Genomic DNA, 15,473 nt, shown 5'->3' on the forward strand with positions numbered 1-15,473 from the left:
CAGGTGGCAAATACGCCAAGCGCTGTCATTAACATTGTGAATCTTATTGCTGATGACCCTGCGATCCTGTCCCTGGGTTATACACTGTGCTGACTTACCGAGTTGCGCGCACAAGGACCCGCCATGCACCACGACGCGTTCTGGCTCCCGGCCAGCGATCACTGCAGCCTCTACGTTTATCAATGGCTGCCGGCCTCGCCGATCAAGGCGGTGGTGCTGCTGGCCCACGGCATGGCCGAGCACGCCGGGCGCTACCAACGCCTGGGCGAGGCCCTGAGCACTGCCGGCTATGCCCTGCTCGCCCACGACCAGCGCGGCCATGGACGCACCGCCGAACTTGGCACTTTAGGCCTGTTCGCCCGACACAATGGCTGGAACAGCGTGGTCAACGACCTGGCCCTGCTCAGCCAGCACATCGGCCAGCAGTTTCCGGGCACGCCGGTGTTCCTGTTTGGCCACAGCATGGGCAGCTACATTGCCCAGGCCTACCTGATGCACCACGGCGCCAGCCTGCAGGGCGCGATTCTCAGCGGCTCGAACTTCCAACCGCCCGCGCTGTACCGCACCGCCTGCCTGATCGCCCGCTTCGAAGCCTGGCGCCAGGGCCCGCTGGGCCATAGCGCGCTGATCGAGTGGCTGTCGTTCGGCTCGTTCAACAAGGCTTTCAAGCCCAACCGCACGGCGTTCGACTGGCTCAGCCGCGACAACGACGAAGTCGACAAGTATGCTGCCGACCCGTTGTGCGGCTTTCGCTGCAGCAACCGTTTGTGGATCGACTTGCTGATGGGCCTTGAGCAAATCAGCCAGCCACGCAACCTGACGCAGATCGATCCGAACCTGCCGATCCTGGTGATGGGCGGCGAATGTGATCCGGTCAGTGCCGGCAAGCGTCTCAAGGATCTGGCCGGTGCCTTGCGCCTGGCCGGCAATCAGCATGTGCAGTTGCAGCTCTACCCCCAGGCGCGGCATGAGCTGCTCAACGAAACCAACCGTGACGAGGTCACGGCCGCGATCATCGACTGGCTGGAGCAGGCCCTGGCCATTGGCCGCCCCGCCCGCAGCGAATGATCGGCCGACCCGCACGTCAGAAGGAAAGCCAAGCATGACCCAGGTCACCAACACCCCGTACGAAGCCCTTGAAGTCGGCCAGACCGCCAGCTTCAGCAAAACCGTCGAAGAACGTGACATCCAGCTGTTCGCGGCGATGTCCGGTGACCACAACCCGGTGCACCTGGATGCCGAGTTCGCCGCCAAGAGCATGTTCAAGGAGCGCATCGCCCACGGCATGTTCAGCGGTGCGCTGATCAGCGCCGCAGTGGCCTGCGAGCTGCCCGGCCCGGGCACCATCTACCTGGGCCAGACCATGAGCTTCCAGAAGCCGGTCAAGTTCGGTGACACCCTGACCGTGCGCCTGGAAATCCTCGAGAAACTGCCGAAGTTCAAGGTGCGCATCGCCACCCGTGTGTTCAACCAGAACGACGAACTGGTGGTCGATGGCGAGGCCGAGATCCTCGCCCCGCGCAAACAGCAGACCGTCGAGCTGGTCAGCCCGCCGCCTATCACCATCGGCTGATGCCTACAACTCGGCCAGGCGGCGCTCGATAAAGCGCCGCTCGGGGCCCTGACGGGTCAGCTCGAGGGCACTGCGATAGGCCTCGCGGGCGTGATCCAGGCGGCCCAACTGGCGGCACAGTTCGGCGCGGGCCGAATGGGCCAGGTGATAATCCTGCAACTGGCCACGGGCCAGAATTGCCTCCACTGCCGCCAGCCCCGCCTCGGCGCCATCGCGCCGGGCCAGAGCCGCTGCGCGGTTGAGCTCGATCACCGGTGACGGCCAGCGCTGCAGCAGCACATTGTACAAACCGACGATTTCATCCCAGTCCGTTGCCTCGGCACTGGCAGCTTCAGCGTGCACGGCCGCTATCGCTGCCTGCAGGCTATACACACCAAACTGCTGACTGCGCAGAGCTTGCTGCACCAACTGGCAACCTTCAGCTATAAATGCACGGTTCCACAGGCTGCGGTCTTGCTCATCAAGCAGTACCAACTCCCCCTCGGCGTCGCTGCGCGCCTGTTGCCGCGAGGCCTGCAAAAGCATCAAGGCCAACAGCCCGAGCACCTCCGGGTCAGGCAGCAGCTGCTGGAGCAAACGCCCCAGGCGGATCGCTTCATCGCTCAGGTCGTGGCGCATCAGGCTCTCACCCGACGACGCCGAGTAGCCCTCGTTGAACACCAGGTAGATCACCCGCAATACGCTATCAAGGCGCTCCGGCAGCTCGGCCAGCGACGGCACCTGGTACGGTATGCGCGCATCGCGGATCTTGGCCTTGGCCCGCACGATGCGCTGGGCGATGGTCGCCGGGCTCTGCAAAAAGGCGCGGGCGATTTCTTCGGTGGTCAGGTCACAGACTTCGCGCAAGGTCAGCGGCACCTGGGCATCGGCGGCCAGCGCCGGGTGACAACAGGTGAAGATCAGGCGCAGGCGGTCGTCCTCCAGTTCTTCGTCATTCACCTGAACCTCCTCTTGCGCCTCCAGCGCCTGCATCAACTGCACCTGGGAACGGTCGAAGCGCGCACGCCGGCGCAGGCTGTCGATAGCCTTGAAGCGCCCGGTAGACACCAGCCAGGCCCGCGGGCTTGCCGGAATGCCGTCGCGTTGCCAGCGCTCGACGGCAATGAAAAACGCCTCGTGCATGGCCTCTTCGGCCAGATCGAAGTCGCCCAACAAGCGAATCAGCGTCGCCAGGATGCGCCGCGACTCCTGACGGTAGACGGCCTCCAGTTGCGCCCGTACCTGTGCCAGCGCTGCCATCAGTCGGGCATCTGCGTGGTCACCAGCGCCACCAGGCGATCCAGGCTCTCACCCCAGCCCCGGTGAAAGCCCATCTCTTCATGGGCCTGGCAATCGGCGGCACTCCAGTGCCAGGCGCGGGCGGTGTACTGGGTCTTGCCGTGGACATCGTCAAAGGTCACCACGGCGGTCATGAACGCCTTGTTCGACGGCACCCAGCCTGGGCCGAAGGCATCGGTGAAGACGATCCGCGCCGGCGGCACGATCTCCAGAAACACGCCCTGGTTCGGGTATTCGCTGCCGTCCGGGGCACGCATCACCGTACGAAACAAGCCGCCCACCCACAGCTGCATTTCGCATTCCGGCGTGGTCATGCCGTTGGGCCCCCACCACTGGGCCAGCAGTTGTGGCTCGGTCCAGGCGCGAAACACCTTGCGCCGCGGCGCATCGATCAGGCGCGTCAACGACAACTCATGCTGCGCCTTGGGCGGCTCGGGGTGTAAAAGGCTCATCGTGTTGTGCTCCTCGGGTTCAGGGTTGCAAGTCGCGCACCGGCCGCACCTCGACACTGCCGACTCGCGCTGCGGGAATGCCCTTGGCAATGTTCAACGCCTCATTGAGGTCGCGGGCATCGACCAGATAGAAGCCGGCCAGTTGCTCCTTGGTTTCGGCGAACGGGCCGTCGGTCAGGCTCATCTGCCCGCCGCGCATACGCACGGTGGTCGCGGTCTGCACCGGCTTGAGCGCCTCGGCGGCGAGCATCCGGCCGCTGCCCTGGACCGACTCGGCATAGGCCATGCACTCGGCGTCGGCCGGGCTTTCAGGCAGGCTGTGCAGCAGACTTTCATCACAGTAGACCAGGCACAGGTATTTCATCGTCGTCTCCACCGCTGGGGATACTATGGCGGCAGTTCGCACCGCCTTGAAAAGCGCGATTCGGCATAACTTTCGGGGTTTTCAGCTCAAGGCTTGAGCGAGAACAGCGCGGCACCGGATTCCATGTCGAACGGTGCCGACCAATGCTCATGAATCACCTTCCACTGCCCGTCGATGCGCTGGTAGCCAACGGTCGCGCGCATATAGCAGCCTTGATCCTCACCGCCTTCGCTGCTGGCCGGACCACAGCGGTTGAGCCAATGGGCCAGGGCCAGTTCCGGCGTGGCGTGGATCTGCAGTTGCTCGATTTCGAAGATCATCTCGCCGGGGCAGTGATCCATGCAGGCCTGCCAGTGGGCGCGATAGGCGGCCTTGCCCTGGAACTGCAATTGCTGGATGGCATCGAAGGCGCGAATGTTCTCGGCGTAAGACGCGGTAATGGCCTCGACATCGCGCGCGCGTACGGCGGGAAGCCACTGCTCGATGAGTTGGCGGATTTCGTTCTCGGCGGCACTGTTCATGGTCGTGTCCTCTGCGCGAAGGGGCGCCGGATGCTCGGCGCGTTCACAGATGGTCGAATGGCAGTGGTTGAAATCGACAGGCTAGGGAAATGGATAACCCAGCAACCTCAATTGCGGGACTAAAAAAAGAGCCCCTTGCGGAGCTCTTGGCGTTACTGTGCAAGAAAACTGTCGCCAGAGCGCTTGGCGCGTTTGGCGGCGTGTTTTTCCTTGGCGGTTTTCAGTGGCTTTTTCTTCGTCATCTTTTTTGCATCCAGACCTTTCATCGAAGATCCTCCTGCCTGACGGCACCTGCGCACCGGTGTCCCGAATCATTATAGACCCGGGGTAGCCGCAGGCACGGCAAGGATGAACTCGCGGTAACCGGAAAGGATCACGTAGCCAGCAAAGTAACAGAAGATGCCCGCCGACAGCAGGTACGACCAGGTCAGCAGGCGGTCACCCAGCAGGCGTCCGCCATGACTGGCAATACCGCACAACGACAGGCACCAGATCAGCCCGGCGGCAAAAAAACCGCTAAGAAACAGCCCGGCCTCAAGCAGGCTGCCGCCCCCTGAACGGGAAATCAGCACCCCGCCGACCGCAGCAAACCAGAGGATGGCGCTGGGCGAGGACATGGCCAGGAAGATCCCGCGCAGGAACTCGCGCCAGCCCGATTCGATCACCATTGCGCCGGGGGTCTGCAGATGGGTGTTGCCGCGCAGCGCCGCCAGCAGCATCTTGATGGCAAACCATACCAGCAACACCGAGCCGCCCAGCCACAGCACCCAGCGCACCGTTTCAAATTGCAGCAGCACGGTCATCCCGGCCAGCGCCGCAATGGCATACAACAGGTCACCGACACAGGTACCCAGCCCCAGCCAGAAACCCTGCAAAAAACCCCGCTGCATGGCCAGGGTGATCATGGCGATATTGGCAATGCCGATATCCAGGCACAGCGACAAACTCAGCAGAAATCCGTTTGAAAAAGGCATCGACGTTCCGTAACCGCGGTTGATGGCAGGCGCTATTAAAACGGTTTTCTGCTGGGCTGTATTAGAAGAGATTGCCTTTATTCAGGCTTGTCATTTTTATCAACCGATCAACTCAGGATTTTTCAATCGCCCGCCAGCACCTGCGCATACCGCTGCCGGTCAATGTTCGCCCCGCTGAGGATCACCGCCACCCTGCGCCCCTGCTGGCGCTCGCGCTCCTGGATCAGTGCGGCAAGGCCGGCGGCGCCTGCGCCTTCGGCGGTGTTGTGAGTGTCTTCGTGGTAGATGCGCATGGCCCGGGCCACTTCTTCGTCGCTGACGCGCACAATGCGCGCGGCGTGCTGGCGGATGATTTCAAAGGCTTCGGGCAACGGCATGCGGCAGGCCATGCCATCGGCGAAGGTGTTGGCCGTGGCGGTGGTGACGATGCGGCCCTGCTCCAGGCTCTGGGCGAAGGCGTCGGCGGCGCTGGACACCACGCCGACGATCTCGGTGCGCAGGCCCAGCAGGTTGCGCGCCTGGATCAACCCGCAGATGCCCGAGCCCATGCCGATCGGCACGTAGATGCAATCCAGCTCGCGCACGGCTTCCAGCAGCTCCAGCGCGTAGGTGGCGACGCCACGGATCAACTCGGGGTGAAACGGTGGAACGCTTTCGTAACCATGCAACTGGGCCAGGCGTGCGGCCTCTTCGCGGGCCTGGTCAAAGTCGGCGCCGTGCTCGATCAATTGGGCGCCCAAAGCGCGCATCGCCGCGTTCTTTTCCAGCGAGTTGCCCTCGGGCACAACGATGATGATCGGCAGCCCGGCATTGCCCGCAGCCAGGGCCATGCTCTGGCCGTGGTTGCCACGGGTGGCGGTGACCAGGCCGCGCACCGCCGGCTTTTGTGCCCGCAGCCACTGCACATACATCAACCCGCCGCGCACCTTGAAGGCGCCGGTCGGGGCATGGTTTTCATGCTTGACCCAGACTTCGCAGCCCAGCCGCTCGGCCAGGCGCGGCCAGGCGTACTGAGGGGTGGCGGGTACGCTGGCATGAACCAGGCGGGCAGCTTCGCGCAGGGCTGGCAGGTCGAACATGGAACACCTCGGCAGGATCGGATTTGACCTGATCCTAGTCGCCGCGCATTGTATGGGTAAATTCCTATATTGCATGGCCAACAATAAATGTGGACCCCTACCCTCTGCGACGATGCCCAACCGCGCTACCTGGCCCTGGTCGATGCAATAGCCATTGCCATCGAACGCGGCGAGCTGAAAGTCGGCGAACGCCTGCCGCCACAACGGCGCCTGGCCTGGAACCTGGGGCTCAACCCGAGCACCACCCAGCAGGCCTACCGTGAGGCGGCGGCACGCCATTTGGTTTCGGGTGAAGTCGGCCGTGGCACCTATGTGCTGGCTGGCAGCAAGGAGGCCACGCTGTTTCGCCTCAAGCAGCGCGACGTGCAATCGAGCCTGATCGACCTGTCGACCAACGTGCCGGTGATCGAGCCGGCCAACCGCGACAGCGAAAACACTTTGCAGGCGCTGCTTGAGCAGGGGCTGGCGGCTTGCCTGGATCACTACCTGAGCGCCGAAGAGTTGCTGCGCGCTCGCGTGCACGGCGCCGCCTGGCTGGCCAACCGCGGTTTGCAACTGAACGAGCGGCAATTGCTGCTGTGCGGCGGCGCCCAGCAGGGTTTGTTCACGGTGTTGCTGTCGCTGTGCCAGCCGGGTGAAACAGTGCTGGTCGAGGCCCTTACCGCCCCCGGGATCAAGGCCGCCTGCCGGCAATTGCGCCTGCCGTTGCATGGCATCGCCCTGGACGATCAGGGCATTGTTGCCGACGACCTCGACCGGGTCGCCAGGGCCACCGGTGCACGGGTCATGGTCCTGACCCCGAGCCTGCACAACCCAACGGGTGCGTGCATGAGCAGCGCCCGCCAGCAGGCGATTGCCGAGGTGGTCGAGCGCCATGACCTGCTGGTGATCGAAGATGATGTCTACGGCGCACTCACCGACCAACCACCGCTATGGCGAATGCTCGGTGAGCGCGGCCTGTTGATCAGCAGCCTGTCGAAAACTGTGGGCGCCGGCCTGCGCCTGGGCTGGATTGTGGCTGAGCCGCAAGTGTTGGAACAGATCGACCCGCATGCCCAGGCCACTCACTGGCAGGTGTCGCCGCTGAACCTGCAGATCGCCTGCCGCTGGATCGCCGATGGCACCGCACAAAGGCGCCTGGCCTGGCAGCGCGAGGAAATCACCCAGCGCTGGCGCCTGGCGTGCAAGGTGCTCGGTGGCCACCTGCTTAACACCCGCCAGCCGTCGCCGCACATCTGGGTCAAGGCCGGGCTCAGCGCCGCGCGCTTGGCCGAGGCCTGCCGGGCCCATGGCGTGGCGGTGGTGCCAGGCGAGGTGTTCGCGGTAAAACAGCATGAGCTGGCGGCAATCCGTATCAGCCTGTCGGCCGCAGGCAGCCGCGCCGAACTCAAGCAGGCACTGGAACAAGTGGCCAAGGCACTGGAGGCCTGATGAGCACGCACGCATTCTATACCGAGGCACAAACCTGCCTCGCCGCACTCGACCCACAGTGGGCTGCGCACATCGAGGCGATTGGCCCGTGCCTGCACCAGCCCAAACCCACCCGTGACCCGTATCAGGCACTGGTGCGGGCTATCGCCTACCAGCAACTGCATGCCAAGGCCGGCGATGCGATCCTCGCGCGCTTTCTGGCGCTCTACCCGGGCAGCGCCTTTCCAAGCCCCGAGCAGGTGCTGGCGACCACCCCGGAGCAGTTGCGCGCCTGCGGCTTCTCAGCGAGCAAACTGGCAACCATCCAGGGCATCGCCCGGGCGCGCCTCGACGGCCTGGTGCCGGACTATCAGCAGGCTCTGATGCTTGAAGACGAGGCACTGATCGAACGCCTGGTGAGCCTGCGTGGCGTGGGCCGCTGGACCGTCGAGATGTTGCTGATCTACACCCTGGAGCGCATGGACATCCTGCCGGCCGACGACTTCGGCGTGCGCGAGGGCTACCGCCGCTTGCAGGGCCTACAAGGGCAACCGACACGCCGGCAGATGATCGACCTGGGCAAGCACTGGAGCCCCTACCGGACCGTGGCCGCCTGGTACCTGTGGCGAGTGCCGGCCACTCGAGTTTGAACGCAAGACCCGGAGTTTTTCCGCAGCGCCAAAGCCGTAGCCTGAACCCATCGATCAACGCCAGGAGCACCCCGTCATGAGTACAGGCAAACCACGGATCAGCGAATCCGACCCACGCTGGCAGGCCATTCTGGCCCGCGACCCGGCCGCTGACCAGGCCTTCGTCTATGCCGTGCGCACCACCGGCGTGTACTGCCGGGCGAGCAGTAGCTCGCGCCTGCCGCGCATCGACAACGTCGAATTTTTCGACAGCGCCGAACAGGCTGAAGCCGCCGGGTACCGGCCAAGCAAGCGCCGCGGCGCCGACCAGACCCACGTTGCCGAACAGCACCGGGCCCAGGTCACCCGCGCCTGCGCTTTGATCGAAAACGCCGACCCGGCGCCGAGCCTGAACCAGCTGGCCGAGCAATTGAACCTGAGTCCTTTCCACTTTCACCGGGTGTTCAAGGCCGTGACCGGGCTGACGCCCAAGGCCTATGCCTCGGCCCACCGCGCGCACAAGGTACGCACGCAGTTGCAGCGGGCGGCAACGGTGACCGATGCCCTGTACGAGGCCGGGTTCAATTCCAACAGCCGCTTCTACGAATCGAGCAACGCGCGCCTGGGCATGACCCCGGGGGCCTATCGCGACGGCGGTGCCAACACTAAAATCCGCTTTGCCATCGGCCAGTGCTCCTTGGGGGCAATTCTGGTGGCGCAGAGTGAACGGGGGATTTGCGCAATACTGCTCGGTGACGATCCGCAGGCGCTGCTCAATGACCTGCAGGACAAATTCCCCAAGGCCAACCTGATCGGCGGCGACGCCGGGTTCGAAACCCTGGTGGCGAGGGTCGTGGGCTTTATCGAAGCGCCGGGCATCGGCCTGGACCTGCCGCTGGACCTGCGCGGCACGGCGTTCCAGGAGCGAGTCTGGCAGGCGCTGCGGGCGATCCCGGCTGGCAGTACAGCCAGTTATGCCGAGATCGCTCAGCGCATCGGCTCTCCCAGGGCGGTGCGCGCGGTGGCCCAGGCTTGCGCGGCCAATGCCCTGGCTGTGGCCATCCCGTGTCACCGGGTGGTGCGCAGCGACGGCAACCTCTCGGGTTACCGCTGGGGCGTGGAGCGCAAGCGTGAGCTGCTGGCGCGCGAGAGCCAGTGAGGCGGGTTACTGGAAGTTGACGTCGAAAGCCTGGTAAAAGGCGTTGCCGGTGTCAGCGACCAGCCACAGCAGCACGATTACGTGATGGCCTTTTTTGTTGGCCGGTAGCTTGACCTCGTGCTCGACCTTGGCCACGAGTTTGTCCGTATGGGCCCAGCGCGGCACATAGGGATAAATGTCATCGGCAAAGGGCGTGGTTTCAAGTTGCGCGCGGGTGATGCGTTTACTCTCGTCCCAGCCATCCTTGGTAATAAACCAGCGATAACCGCGGGTGAGGTGTGGCGCCGTGTAAGTCCACTCGACCTTGAAGTTTTGCCCTGGTGTCACGTTCAGCAATGGCCATTTAAATTCATGGCCGAGCTTGGCGCTCATTTCAGCATTGGTAAAGTTGACACAATCACGCTTATCCTGCCGACCGCCACTGAGGATATAGCCGTCTGCCGGGGGTACTGTACTTTGTACATCGTCTTGATAAGGCGCAGGTACGGGGCCGGCGACCGTGTCTGGAAAGTTCTTGCCGCCTTCCATTTCATTGACCTCGGACACCCCCAACAACTTCAGCTCAATCGCCGTGGAACCGCGACTGGCAGGGGTAATCACTCGACCGTGACGCAGAATCTTTTCAGGGCTGTTCATTGCAATCACTCCATGTGAGATAAGAAAACCTGTCCACCCTGGACCCGTTTGACCCTAGCTCAAGCCCTGCAATGCGCAACCCAGAGGCGCCGAACGGTATCAGCCGTTGCTGCAGCCGTCGCCCATGGCGCGGTATTCGATGATGTGGCGCTGACCTTGGTGGTCTTCGTAGGTCATGGTTGCCGGTACCACTTCACAGACATTGGGAATGGTCGACAGGCTGATGACCTTGGCGATATCCAGGTTGGTGCTGTAGTCGTACTGCTCGACAACCGGTTGCGCCGCGGCGGTATTGATTTCATCCGCCAGGGCGAACGAAGAAACAGCAACCAGGGCAACTGCAATTAAACGTTTCATGATAATAGGCCTGCAAAGCAATCAAACTAATCGATTGACTTCATTTGCCAATAAGGGCGCGGAGAAGTTGTTATATCAAGCGATGGGACATAACACGAAGACCCGACCCCACTACAACTTATTCTGTGGGATGTGGTTAGTTTACAAGGTACTTCAGGCCGTTAAATCACGAAGCCGGACAATCACTGTTACCACTTGTGCAACAATAACCCCGAGGCACGCCCCTCGACATTGATTGACTTGCGGTGTAAAAGCCCGGGGTAGAGCCATTGCCAGATCAAACCTGTGACCCGTTTACGCTACTGCCCATTGCTTGCGCCCGAGCGGCCCTTGCTGAATAAATTCTATCGAAACCACGGCTCGCCCATGCGCGCAGCGGCCCAGGGTCGACTTTGGGTGGCCCGAGCCGAGGAAATCGTCGCCGCCTTGTGCCTGAGTGAAGTGCCCGGCGGCCATTGGCTGACCGGCTTGTTCGTTGCCCCCGCCTGGCGCGGCCAACAGCTCGCCGGGCGCTTGATCGACGCGGCGCTGGCTGAGTTGCAAGGCAATATCTGGCTGTTCTGTCACCCGGACCTGGCAAGCTTCTACGCCCACCAGGCCTTCACCAGCACCGACGCCCTGCCTGCGCCACTGGCCGAGCGCCTGCAGCGCTACCAGCAAAGCAAGCCGCTGCTGGCGATGGTGCGGGTTCAGTCGTCGCTGGCCGGGTCCAGCCCGGGGAACAGCACCTCGGTATAGCCGAAGCGGCTGAAGTCGTGAATGCGCGAGGGGTACAGGCGGCCGATCAGGTGATCGCACTCATGCTGCACCACCCGCGCATGAAAGCCTTCGGCGTTGCGCACGATGGGCTGGCCCTGGGGGTCGACGCCTTCGTAGCGAATCCGCTGGTAGCGTGGCACCACGCCACGCAGGCCCGGCACCGACAGGCAGCCTTCCCAGCCATCCTCGACCTCGGTGCCCAAGGGCGTGATCAGCGGGTTGAGCAAAATGGTTCGCGGCACCGCCTCGGCATCCGGGTAGCGCTCGCTGCGCTCGAAGCCGAAGATCACCAGTTGCAGGTCGATGCCGATCTGCGGCGCGGCCAGGCCAACGCCGCCGACATGCTCCATGGTTTCGAACATGTCGGCGATCAGCCGCTCAAGCTCGGCGCTGCCGATCATGTGCGCCGGCACCGGCGGGGCGATGCGCAACAAGCGCTCATCGCCCATTTTCAGGATGTCATGAATCATGCTGGCTTCGACTCAGGGGTTCGCTGGCAGGCGTGGTTTCATGATCGAGGGAGTGATCACGGCCCAGCCCGGATACATGCTTTTTATCATGCTCAGGGGCCACGCCATCAAAGTCTTTTTCGCCAGGGTCCTTGCCTTCCTCGGACATATGCTCGATCACCGCGTTCATCTCCGCGCCCAGTAGCAGTACGGCAGCAGAAATGTAGAAGTACAACAGCAGGACAATGATCGCACCGATACTGCCGTACATGGCGTTGTAGTCGGCGAAGGTCTTGACGTAATAACCAAAGCCCAACGAGGCGATGATCCACACCACCACCGCCAGCACCGAACCCGGGGTAATGAAGCGAAACTTCTGCTTCACATCGGGCATCACGTAATAGATCAGCGCCACCGCGACCATCATCAGAATGATGATCGCCGGCCAGCGCAGCACCGTCCACAAGGTGACGATGAACTCCTGCATGCCGATCTGCGCGGCAATCCATTCCATCACCTGCGGCCCCAGCACCATCAGCGCGGCGGCCGCCAGAAGCATGCCGGCGATACCGACGGTGTAGATCACCGACAGCGGAATGCGCTTCCACACTGGGCGCCCTTCGACCACATCATATGCGGCGTTCATGGCGCTCATCATCAGCCGCACGCCGGCTGAAGCGGTCCACAGGGCAATGACGATACCCACCGAGAGCAAGCCGCCCTTGGACTGCTGCAATTGGTCGATCACCGGGTTGACCTGCTCCAGCGCCTGGGGCGGCAACACCAGTTCCGACTGCAGGCGCAGCCAGGAGAAGAAGTCGGGCAAATGCAGGAAACCGATCAGGGCGATCAAAAACAGCAGGAAGGGGAACAGCGAGAACAGCATCTGGTAGGCCAGCGCCGAGGCATAGGTGGACATCTCGTCATCAAGAAATTCCTTGACCGTGCGCACCAGCACACGGTGCAACGGCAAGCCGCGCAGGTCGGGAAAAATCATAGCGTCTCCTTTCGCCGCTCGAGGTTCATGGGCGGGCTCCTCACACACTCATCTGACAGGTACGTCCTGAAGTCTAATCGACGATCGCCTCAAAGTTGCGATTGATTGCTGCAGATAGCACAACGGCCACCCGAGGATGGCCGTCGTCCCGCCCTGCTCACAGGGTTCAAGGCTTCTTCACGGCATCCTTGACCTTGCCGACCACTTGCTGGGCTTCGCCTTTGCGCTCCTGCAGTTCGCCTTCGGCGCGCAGACGATCATTGTCGGTCACTTTGCCGACACCTTGCTTGATGTTGCCAACAGCCTCATTGGCCATGCCTTTGACTTTATCTTTAGTGCCACTCATGGGAGTTCTCCTGAAGGGGAAATAACACGCTGTCAGAGTCGACAGTCTGTGGACCCGTGGCCGCTTGCGAGAGTTTCAATTATTTTCGGCGGCCGCCTGTCGAGCGCGCAGGGGCAATAGAGAGGCCAGCGAGCAACGTCGCTTTATGTTTCATCGCGTTGCCAGCACAATAAGCGACCTTTCAAGCGTCACCCGTAGGAACCTGCATGAAACTCGACAAACCCACCGCCATCGCCCGCCGCAACCAGGAACTGGAACGCCCCGTGCTCAACAGCGACAACACCCTGTTTGCCGTGCTCGACACCAAGCGCAGCCTGTGGTGGTTCGATGTGCCGGTGAAACTGCTGCGCAAGGGCCAGCCCGACTGGGTCAACCTGCTGCTGCACACCCCCGAAACCGACGAGCTGCAGCATTTGAAGGTGCCGGTGAACTACCTGCAGGCCCATCAGGAAAAAATGGAAGTGCGCCACCCGGGCAAGCGTCGCTCGACCATCAGCCTGGCGCTGAGCGCCGATCGCGACTCGCTGCTCAAAGACCTGCGCCCAGGCGGTGAGAACCTGAGCTTTGCAGGCTTCAAGCAGGTCTGATCAAGCCAGTTCGATGCGGTCGGCGTGGATGACGATGCGGCCATCCTTGTACAAGGCACCGATGGCCTTCTTGAAGTTGCCCTTGCTGACCCCGAACAGATCGCTGATCAACTGCGGGTCGCTCTTGTCGCTGACCGGCAGCACGCCGTTGGCGTCCTTGAGCTTGGCGAGGATCTTGTCGTGCAGGCTGTTGGCCAGGTCCTGGCCGATAGGCTGCAGGCTCAGGGCAATCTTGCCGTCGCTGCGCAGCTCTTTGATGTAGCCCTTCTCCTGCTTGCCCGAACGCAGGAACTTGAACACCTCGTTCTTGTGAATCAGGCCCCAGTGCTTGTTGTTGATGATCGCCTTGAAGCCCATTGGGGTTTCTTCGACCACCAGCAAATCAACCTCCTGGCCGACCTTATAGTTGGCCGGCACCTTGTCCAGGTAGCGGTCCAGGCGCGCGGTGGCGGTGATACGGCGGGTGCGCTTGTCGAGGTAGGCATGCACCACGCAGTACTCGCCGGCCTTCATCTGGCGCTTTTCTTCGGAGTACGGCATCAGCAAGTCTTTGGGCAGGCCCCAATCGAGGAAGATGCCGATGCTGTTGATTTCCTTGACCTTGAGGCTGGCGAAGTCGCCGACCTGCAACTTGGTCTTTTCCGTGGTGGCGATCAGCTTGTCTTCGCTGTCGAGGTAGATGAAGACGTTCAGCCAGTCTTCGACCTCGGTGGGCGTATCCTTGGGGATGTAACGGTTGGGCAGCAGGATTTCGCCGTCCGCCCCGCCGTCCAGGTACAGACCGAAGTCTGTGTGCTTGACCACTTGCAAAGTGTTGTAACGCCCAACTAAAGCCATTTCCGGAAATCCTCGTTGCGAGCGGGGCATTCTACACCTCACGCGGCGATTGCGCCCGGTCGCCGATGACGGCCTGTCAGCAAAATGAACCGCACAGGCCAGCCCTGTTCTATAAAGACAAGCAAGCCTTCGCAAGGATTCGCTCATGTACGCCTGCCTGTCCAAGTACCTGCGCACCGTTCTGTTGCTGGTGATATCGGCCTTGCTGGTGGTCGCCTGCAACCGCATCGACCTGGCCTACCGCAACCTCGACATGCTGGTGCCCTGGTCGCTCAACGACTACCTGAGCATGAATCGCCAGCAAAAAACCTGGCTCAACGAACGGCTCAAACAGCAACTGGCCTGGCATTGCCGCACGCAACTGCCCGGCTACCTGACCTGGATCGACGAAATTCAGGCGATGGTCGCCCGCAATGCGATAACCGACCAGCAGTTGCAGGTACGCACTGAAGAAGCCCGGCAGGCGATTGCCAAGGTCGCCGACCAGATCACTCCGTCGGCCGCCGAACTGTTGCGCAGCATGGATGACGAGCAAGTGCGGGAAATGCGCGAAGCCTTTGCCGACGACATTCGCGAACGCCAGGCCAAATACGTCAATACCCCACTGGCGCGGCAGATCGAACGCCGTGCCGAGCGTATGGAAAAACGCTTGAGCACCTGGCTGGGCGAGCTCAGCCCGCAGCAAAAACTTCGAGTCATGACCTGGTCCCAGGGCCTGGGCGAGCAGAACCGCCAGTGGATCGCCAACCGCGCCCATTGGCAGGCACAGTTCAGCGCAGCCATGGACCAGCGCCACAGCGACAGCTTCGAGCCACGCCTGGAGATCCTCCTGAAAAAGCGCGAAAGCCTGTGGACCCCGGAGTACCGGATCGCCTTCCAGCGCACCGAGCAGGAGGCGCGGCGCTTGTTGGTGGATGTGATGGCGCAGAGCAGCGAACAACAGCGCCAGCACCTGGAGCAGAAGCTTGCGCAGGTGCGCCAGAGTTTCAGTGAGTTGAAGTGCTTGAAGGGGTAGCGGCCGCATTCAACGGTAGGAGCGGGCTTGACCCGCGATGAGGCCAGTACA

General features: G+C 62.4%; 20 protein-coding genes. 8 read left to right on the forward strand and 12 right to left on the reverse strand.

Going from position 1 to position 15,473, the window contains the following annotated elements; translation table 11 throughout:
* Window positions 1-123: 123 nt before the first annotated feature.
* Together BLR26_RS23210 and BLR26_RS23215 are read left to right on the forward strand one after the other, a co-directional pair.
* Window positions 124-1,068 (forward strand): alpha/beta hydrolase, encoded by a 945-nt coding sequence (locus tag BLR26_RS23210; protein WP_093386047.1) that lies wholly within the window; start codon window positions 124-126, stop codon window positions 1,066-1,068.
* Window positions 1,069-1,102: 34 nt separating this feature from the next.
* Entirely contained in the window at window positions 1,103-1,573 is a 471-nt protein-coding gene (locus tag BLR26_RS23215) for a MaoC family dehydratase (RefSeq protein ID WP_045187560.1), read from the forward strand.
* 3 nt (window positions 1,574-1,576) lie between these two features.
* Here the strand turns inward: BLR26_RS23215 and BLR26_RS23220 are convergent, their stop codons facing one another.
* From BLR26_RS23220 to BLR26_RS23245, 6 genes are all read right to left on the reverse strand, one after another.
* Window positions 1,577-2,812 (reverse strand): RNA polymerase sigma factor, encoded by a 1,236-nt coding sequence (locus BLR26_RS23220; RefSeq protein ID WP_093386051.1) that lies wholly within the window; start codon window positions 2,810-2,812, stop codon window positions 1,577-1,579.
* Window positions 2,812-3,303, reverse strand: a complete 492-nt coding sequence (locus tag BLR26_RS23225) for an SRPBCC family protein (RefSeq protein WP_045193421.1) — start codon at window positions 3,301-3,303, stop codon at window positions 2,812-2,814. The genes BLR26_RS23220 and BLR26_RS23225 overlap by 1 nt, the downstream gene beginning before the upstream one ends.
* Before the next feature lie 19 nt (window positions 3,304-3,322).
* Window positions 3,323-3,667 (reverse strand): YciI family protein, encoded by a 345-nt coding sequence (locus tag BLR26_RS23230; protein WP_093386056.1) that lies wholly within the window; start codon window positions 3,665-3,667, stop codon window positions 3,323-3,325.
* Window positions 3,668-3,753: 86 nt separating this feature from the next.
* Complete coding sequence (locus BLR26_RS23235) at window positions 3,754-4,188, reverse strand: YybH family protein (RefSeq protein ID WP_093386060.1); 435 nt, start codon at window positions 4,186-4,188, stop codon at window positions 3,754-3,756.
* A gap of 314 nt (window positions 4,189-4,502) precedes the next feature.
* Entirely contained in the window at window positions 4,503-5,162 is a 660-nt protein-coding gene (locus tag BLR26_RS23240; RefSeq protein ID WP_045193424.1) for a LysE family translocator, read from the reverse strand.
* A 122-nt stretch (window positions 5,163-5,284) separates the two neighbouring features.
* Window positions 5,285-6,241, reverse strand: a complete 957-nt coding sequence (locus tag BLR26_RS23245; RefSeq protein WP_093386064.1) for a threonine dehydratase — start codon at window positions 6,239-6,241, stop codon at window positions 5,285-5,287.
* 87 nt (window positions 6,242-6,328) lie between these two features.
* Here BLR26_RS23245 and BLR26_RS23250 point away from each other — a divergent pair, with 87 nt between their 5' ends.
* From BLR26_RS23250 to ada, 3 genes are all read left to right on the forward strand, one after another.
* Window positions 6,329-7,672: an aminotransferase-like domain-containing protein gene (locus tag BLR26_RS23250; protein WP_093386069.1), complete on the forward strand. Its 1,344-nt coding sequence runs from the start codon at window positions 6,329-6,331 to the stop codon at window positions 7,670-7,672.
* Window positions 7,672-8,301 carry a DNA-3-methyladenine glycosylase family protein gene (locus BLR26_RS23255; RefSeq protein ID WP_093386074.1) on the forward strand — a complete coding sequence of 210 codons (630 nt, stop codon included), beginning with the start codon at window positions 7,672-7,674 and terminating at the stop codon, window positions 8,299-8,301. Before BLR26_RS23250 ends, BLR26_RS23255 begins: the two co-directional genes overlap by 1 nt.
* A 76-nt stretch (window positions 8,302-8,377) precedes the next feature.
* The gene (gene ada, locus BLR26_RS23260) at window positions 8,378-9,439 is read left to right on the forward strand and encodes a bifunctional DNA-binding transcriptional regulator/O6-methylguanine-DNA methyltransferase Ada (RefSeq protein WP_093386079.1); all 1,062 of its coding nucleotides are present in this window, start codon (window positions 8,378-8,380) and stop codon (window positions 9,437-9,439) included.
* A gap of 6 nt (window positions 9,440-9,445) precedes the next feature.
* Here the strand turns inward: ada and BLR26_RS23265 are convergent, their stop codons facing one another.
* A complete protein-coding gene (locus BLR26_RS23265; protein ID WP_093386084.1) occupies window positions 9,446-10,075 on the reverse strand; it encodes a lytic polysaccharide monooxygenase auxiliary activity family 9 protein in 630 nt (209 codons plus the stop codon).
* A 99-nt stretch (window positions 10,076-10,174) separates the two neighbouring features.
* Window positions 10,175-10,432, reverse strand: a complete 258-nt coding sequence (locus BLR26_RS23270; RefSeq protein ID WP_045193430.1) for a DUF2790 domain-containing protein — start codon at window positions 10,430-10,432, stop codon at window positions 10,175-10,177.
* 366 nt (window positions 10,433-10,798) lie between these two features.
* Here BLR26_RS23270 and BLR26_RS23275 point away from each other — a divergent pair, with 366 nt between their 5' ends.
* On the forward strand, window positions 10,799-11,170 hold the full coding sequence (locus tag BLR26_RS23275; protein ID WP_093386089.1) for a GNAT family N-acetyltransferase: 372 nt from the start codon (window positions 10,799-10,801) through the stop codon (window positions 11,168-11,170).
* On the opposite strand, the gene def is transcribed toward BLR26_RS23275, so the two are convergent.
* The 3 genes from def to BLR26_RS23290 form a co-directional block, all read right to left on the reverse strand.
* A complete protein-coding gene (gene def, locus BLR26_RS23280) occupies window positions 11,122-11,661 on the reverse strand; it encodes a peptide deformylase (RefSeq protein ID WP_093386093.1) in 540 nt (179 codons plus the stop codon). The two genes, BLR26_RS23275 and def, sit on opposite strands and share 49 nt — an antisense overlap.
* Window positions 11,651-12,637, reverse strand: a complete 987-nt coding sequence (locus BLR26_RS23285; protein ID WP_093386097.1) for a YihY/virulence factor BrkB family protein — start codon at window positions 12,635-12,637, stop codon at window positions 11,651-11,653. The genes def and BLR26_RS23285 overlap by 11 nt, the downstream gene beginning before the upstream one ends.
* 166 nt (window positions 12,638-12,803) lie before the next feature.
* Complete coding sequence (locus BLR26_RS23290) at window positions 12,804-12,983, reverse strand: CsbD family protein (RefSeq protein WP_045193435.1); 180 nt, start codon at window positions 12,981-12,983, stop codon at window positions 12,804-12,806.
* 206 nt (window positions 12,984-13,189) lie between these two features.
* On the opposite strand from BLR26_RS23290, the gene BLR26_RS23295 reads away from it, so the two are divergent.
* Window positions 13,190-13,570, forward strand: coding sequence for a hypothetical protein (locus BLR26_RS23295; protein ID WP_038996550.1), 381 nt, complete (start codon window positions 13,190-13,192; stop codon window positions 13,568-13,570).
* Here the strand turns inward: BLR26_RS23295 and BLR26_RS23300 are convergent, their stop codons facing one another.
* On the reverse strand, window positions 13,571-14,407 hold the full coding sequence (locus tag BLR26_RS23300) for a CvfB family protein (RefSeq protein WP_045193436.1): 837 nt from the start codon (window positions 14,405-14,407) through the stop codon (window positions 13,571-13,573).
* A 145-nt stretch (window positions 14,408-14,552) separates the two neighbouring features.
* Between BLR26_RS23300 and BLR26_RS23305 the strand changes: the two genes are divergently transcribed.
* Window positions 14,553-15,422, forward strand: coding sequence for a DUF6279 family lipoprotein (locus tag BLR26_RS23305; protein ID WP_093386102.1), 870 nt, complete (start codon window positions 14,553-14,555; stop codon window positions 15,420-15,422).
* Window positions 15,423-15,473: the final 51 nt, after the last annotated feature.

Origin of the sequence: Pseudomonas sp. UC 17F4, assembly GCF_900101695.1 — a bacterium.
Taxonomy (GTDB): Bacteria; Pseudomonadota; Gammaproteobacteria; order Pseudomonadales; family Pseudomonadaceae; genus Aquipseudomonas.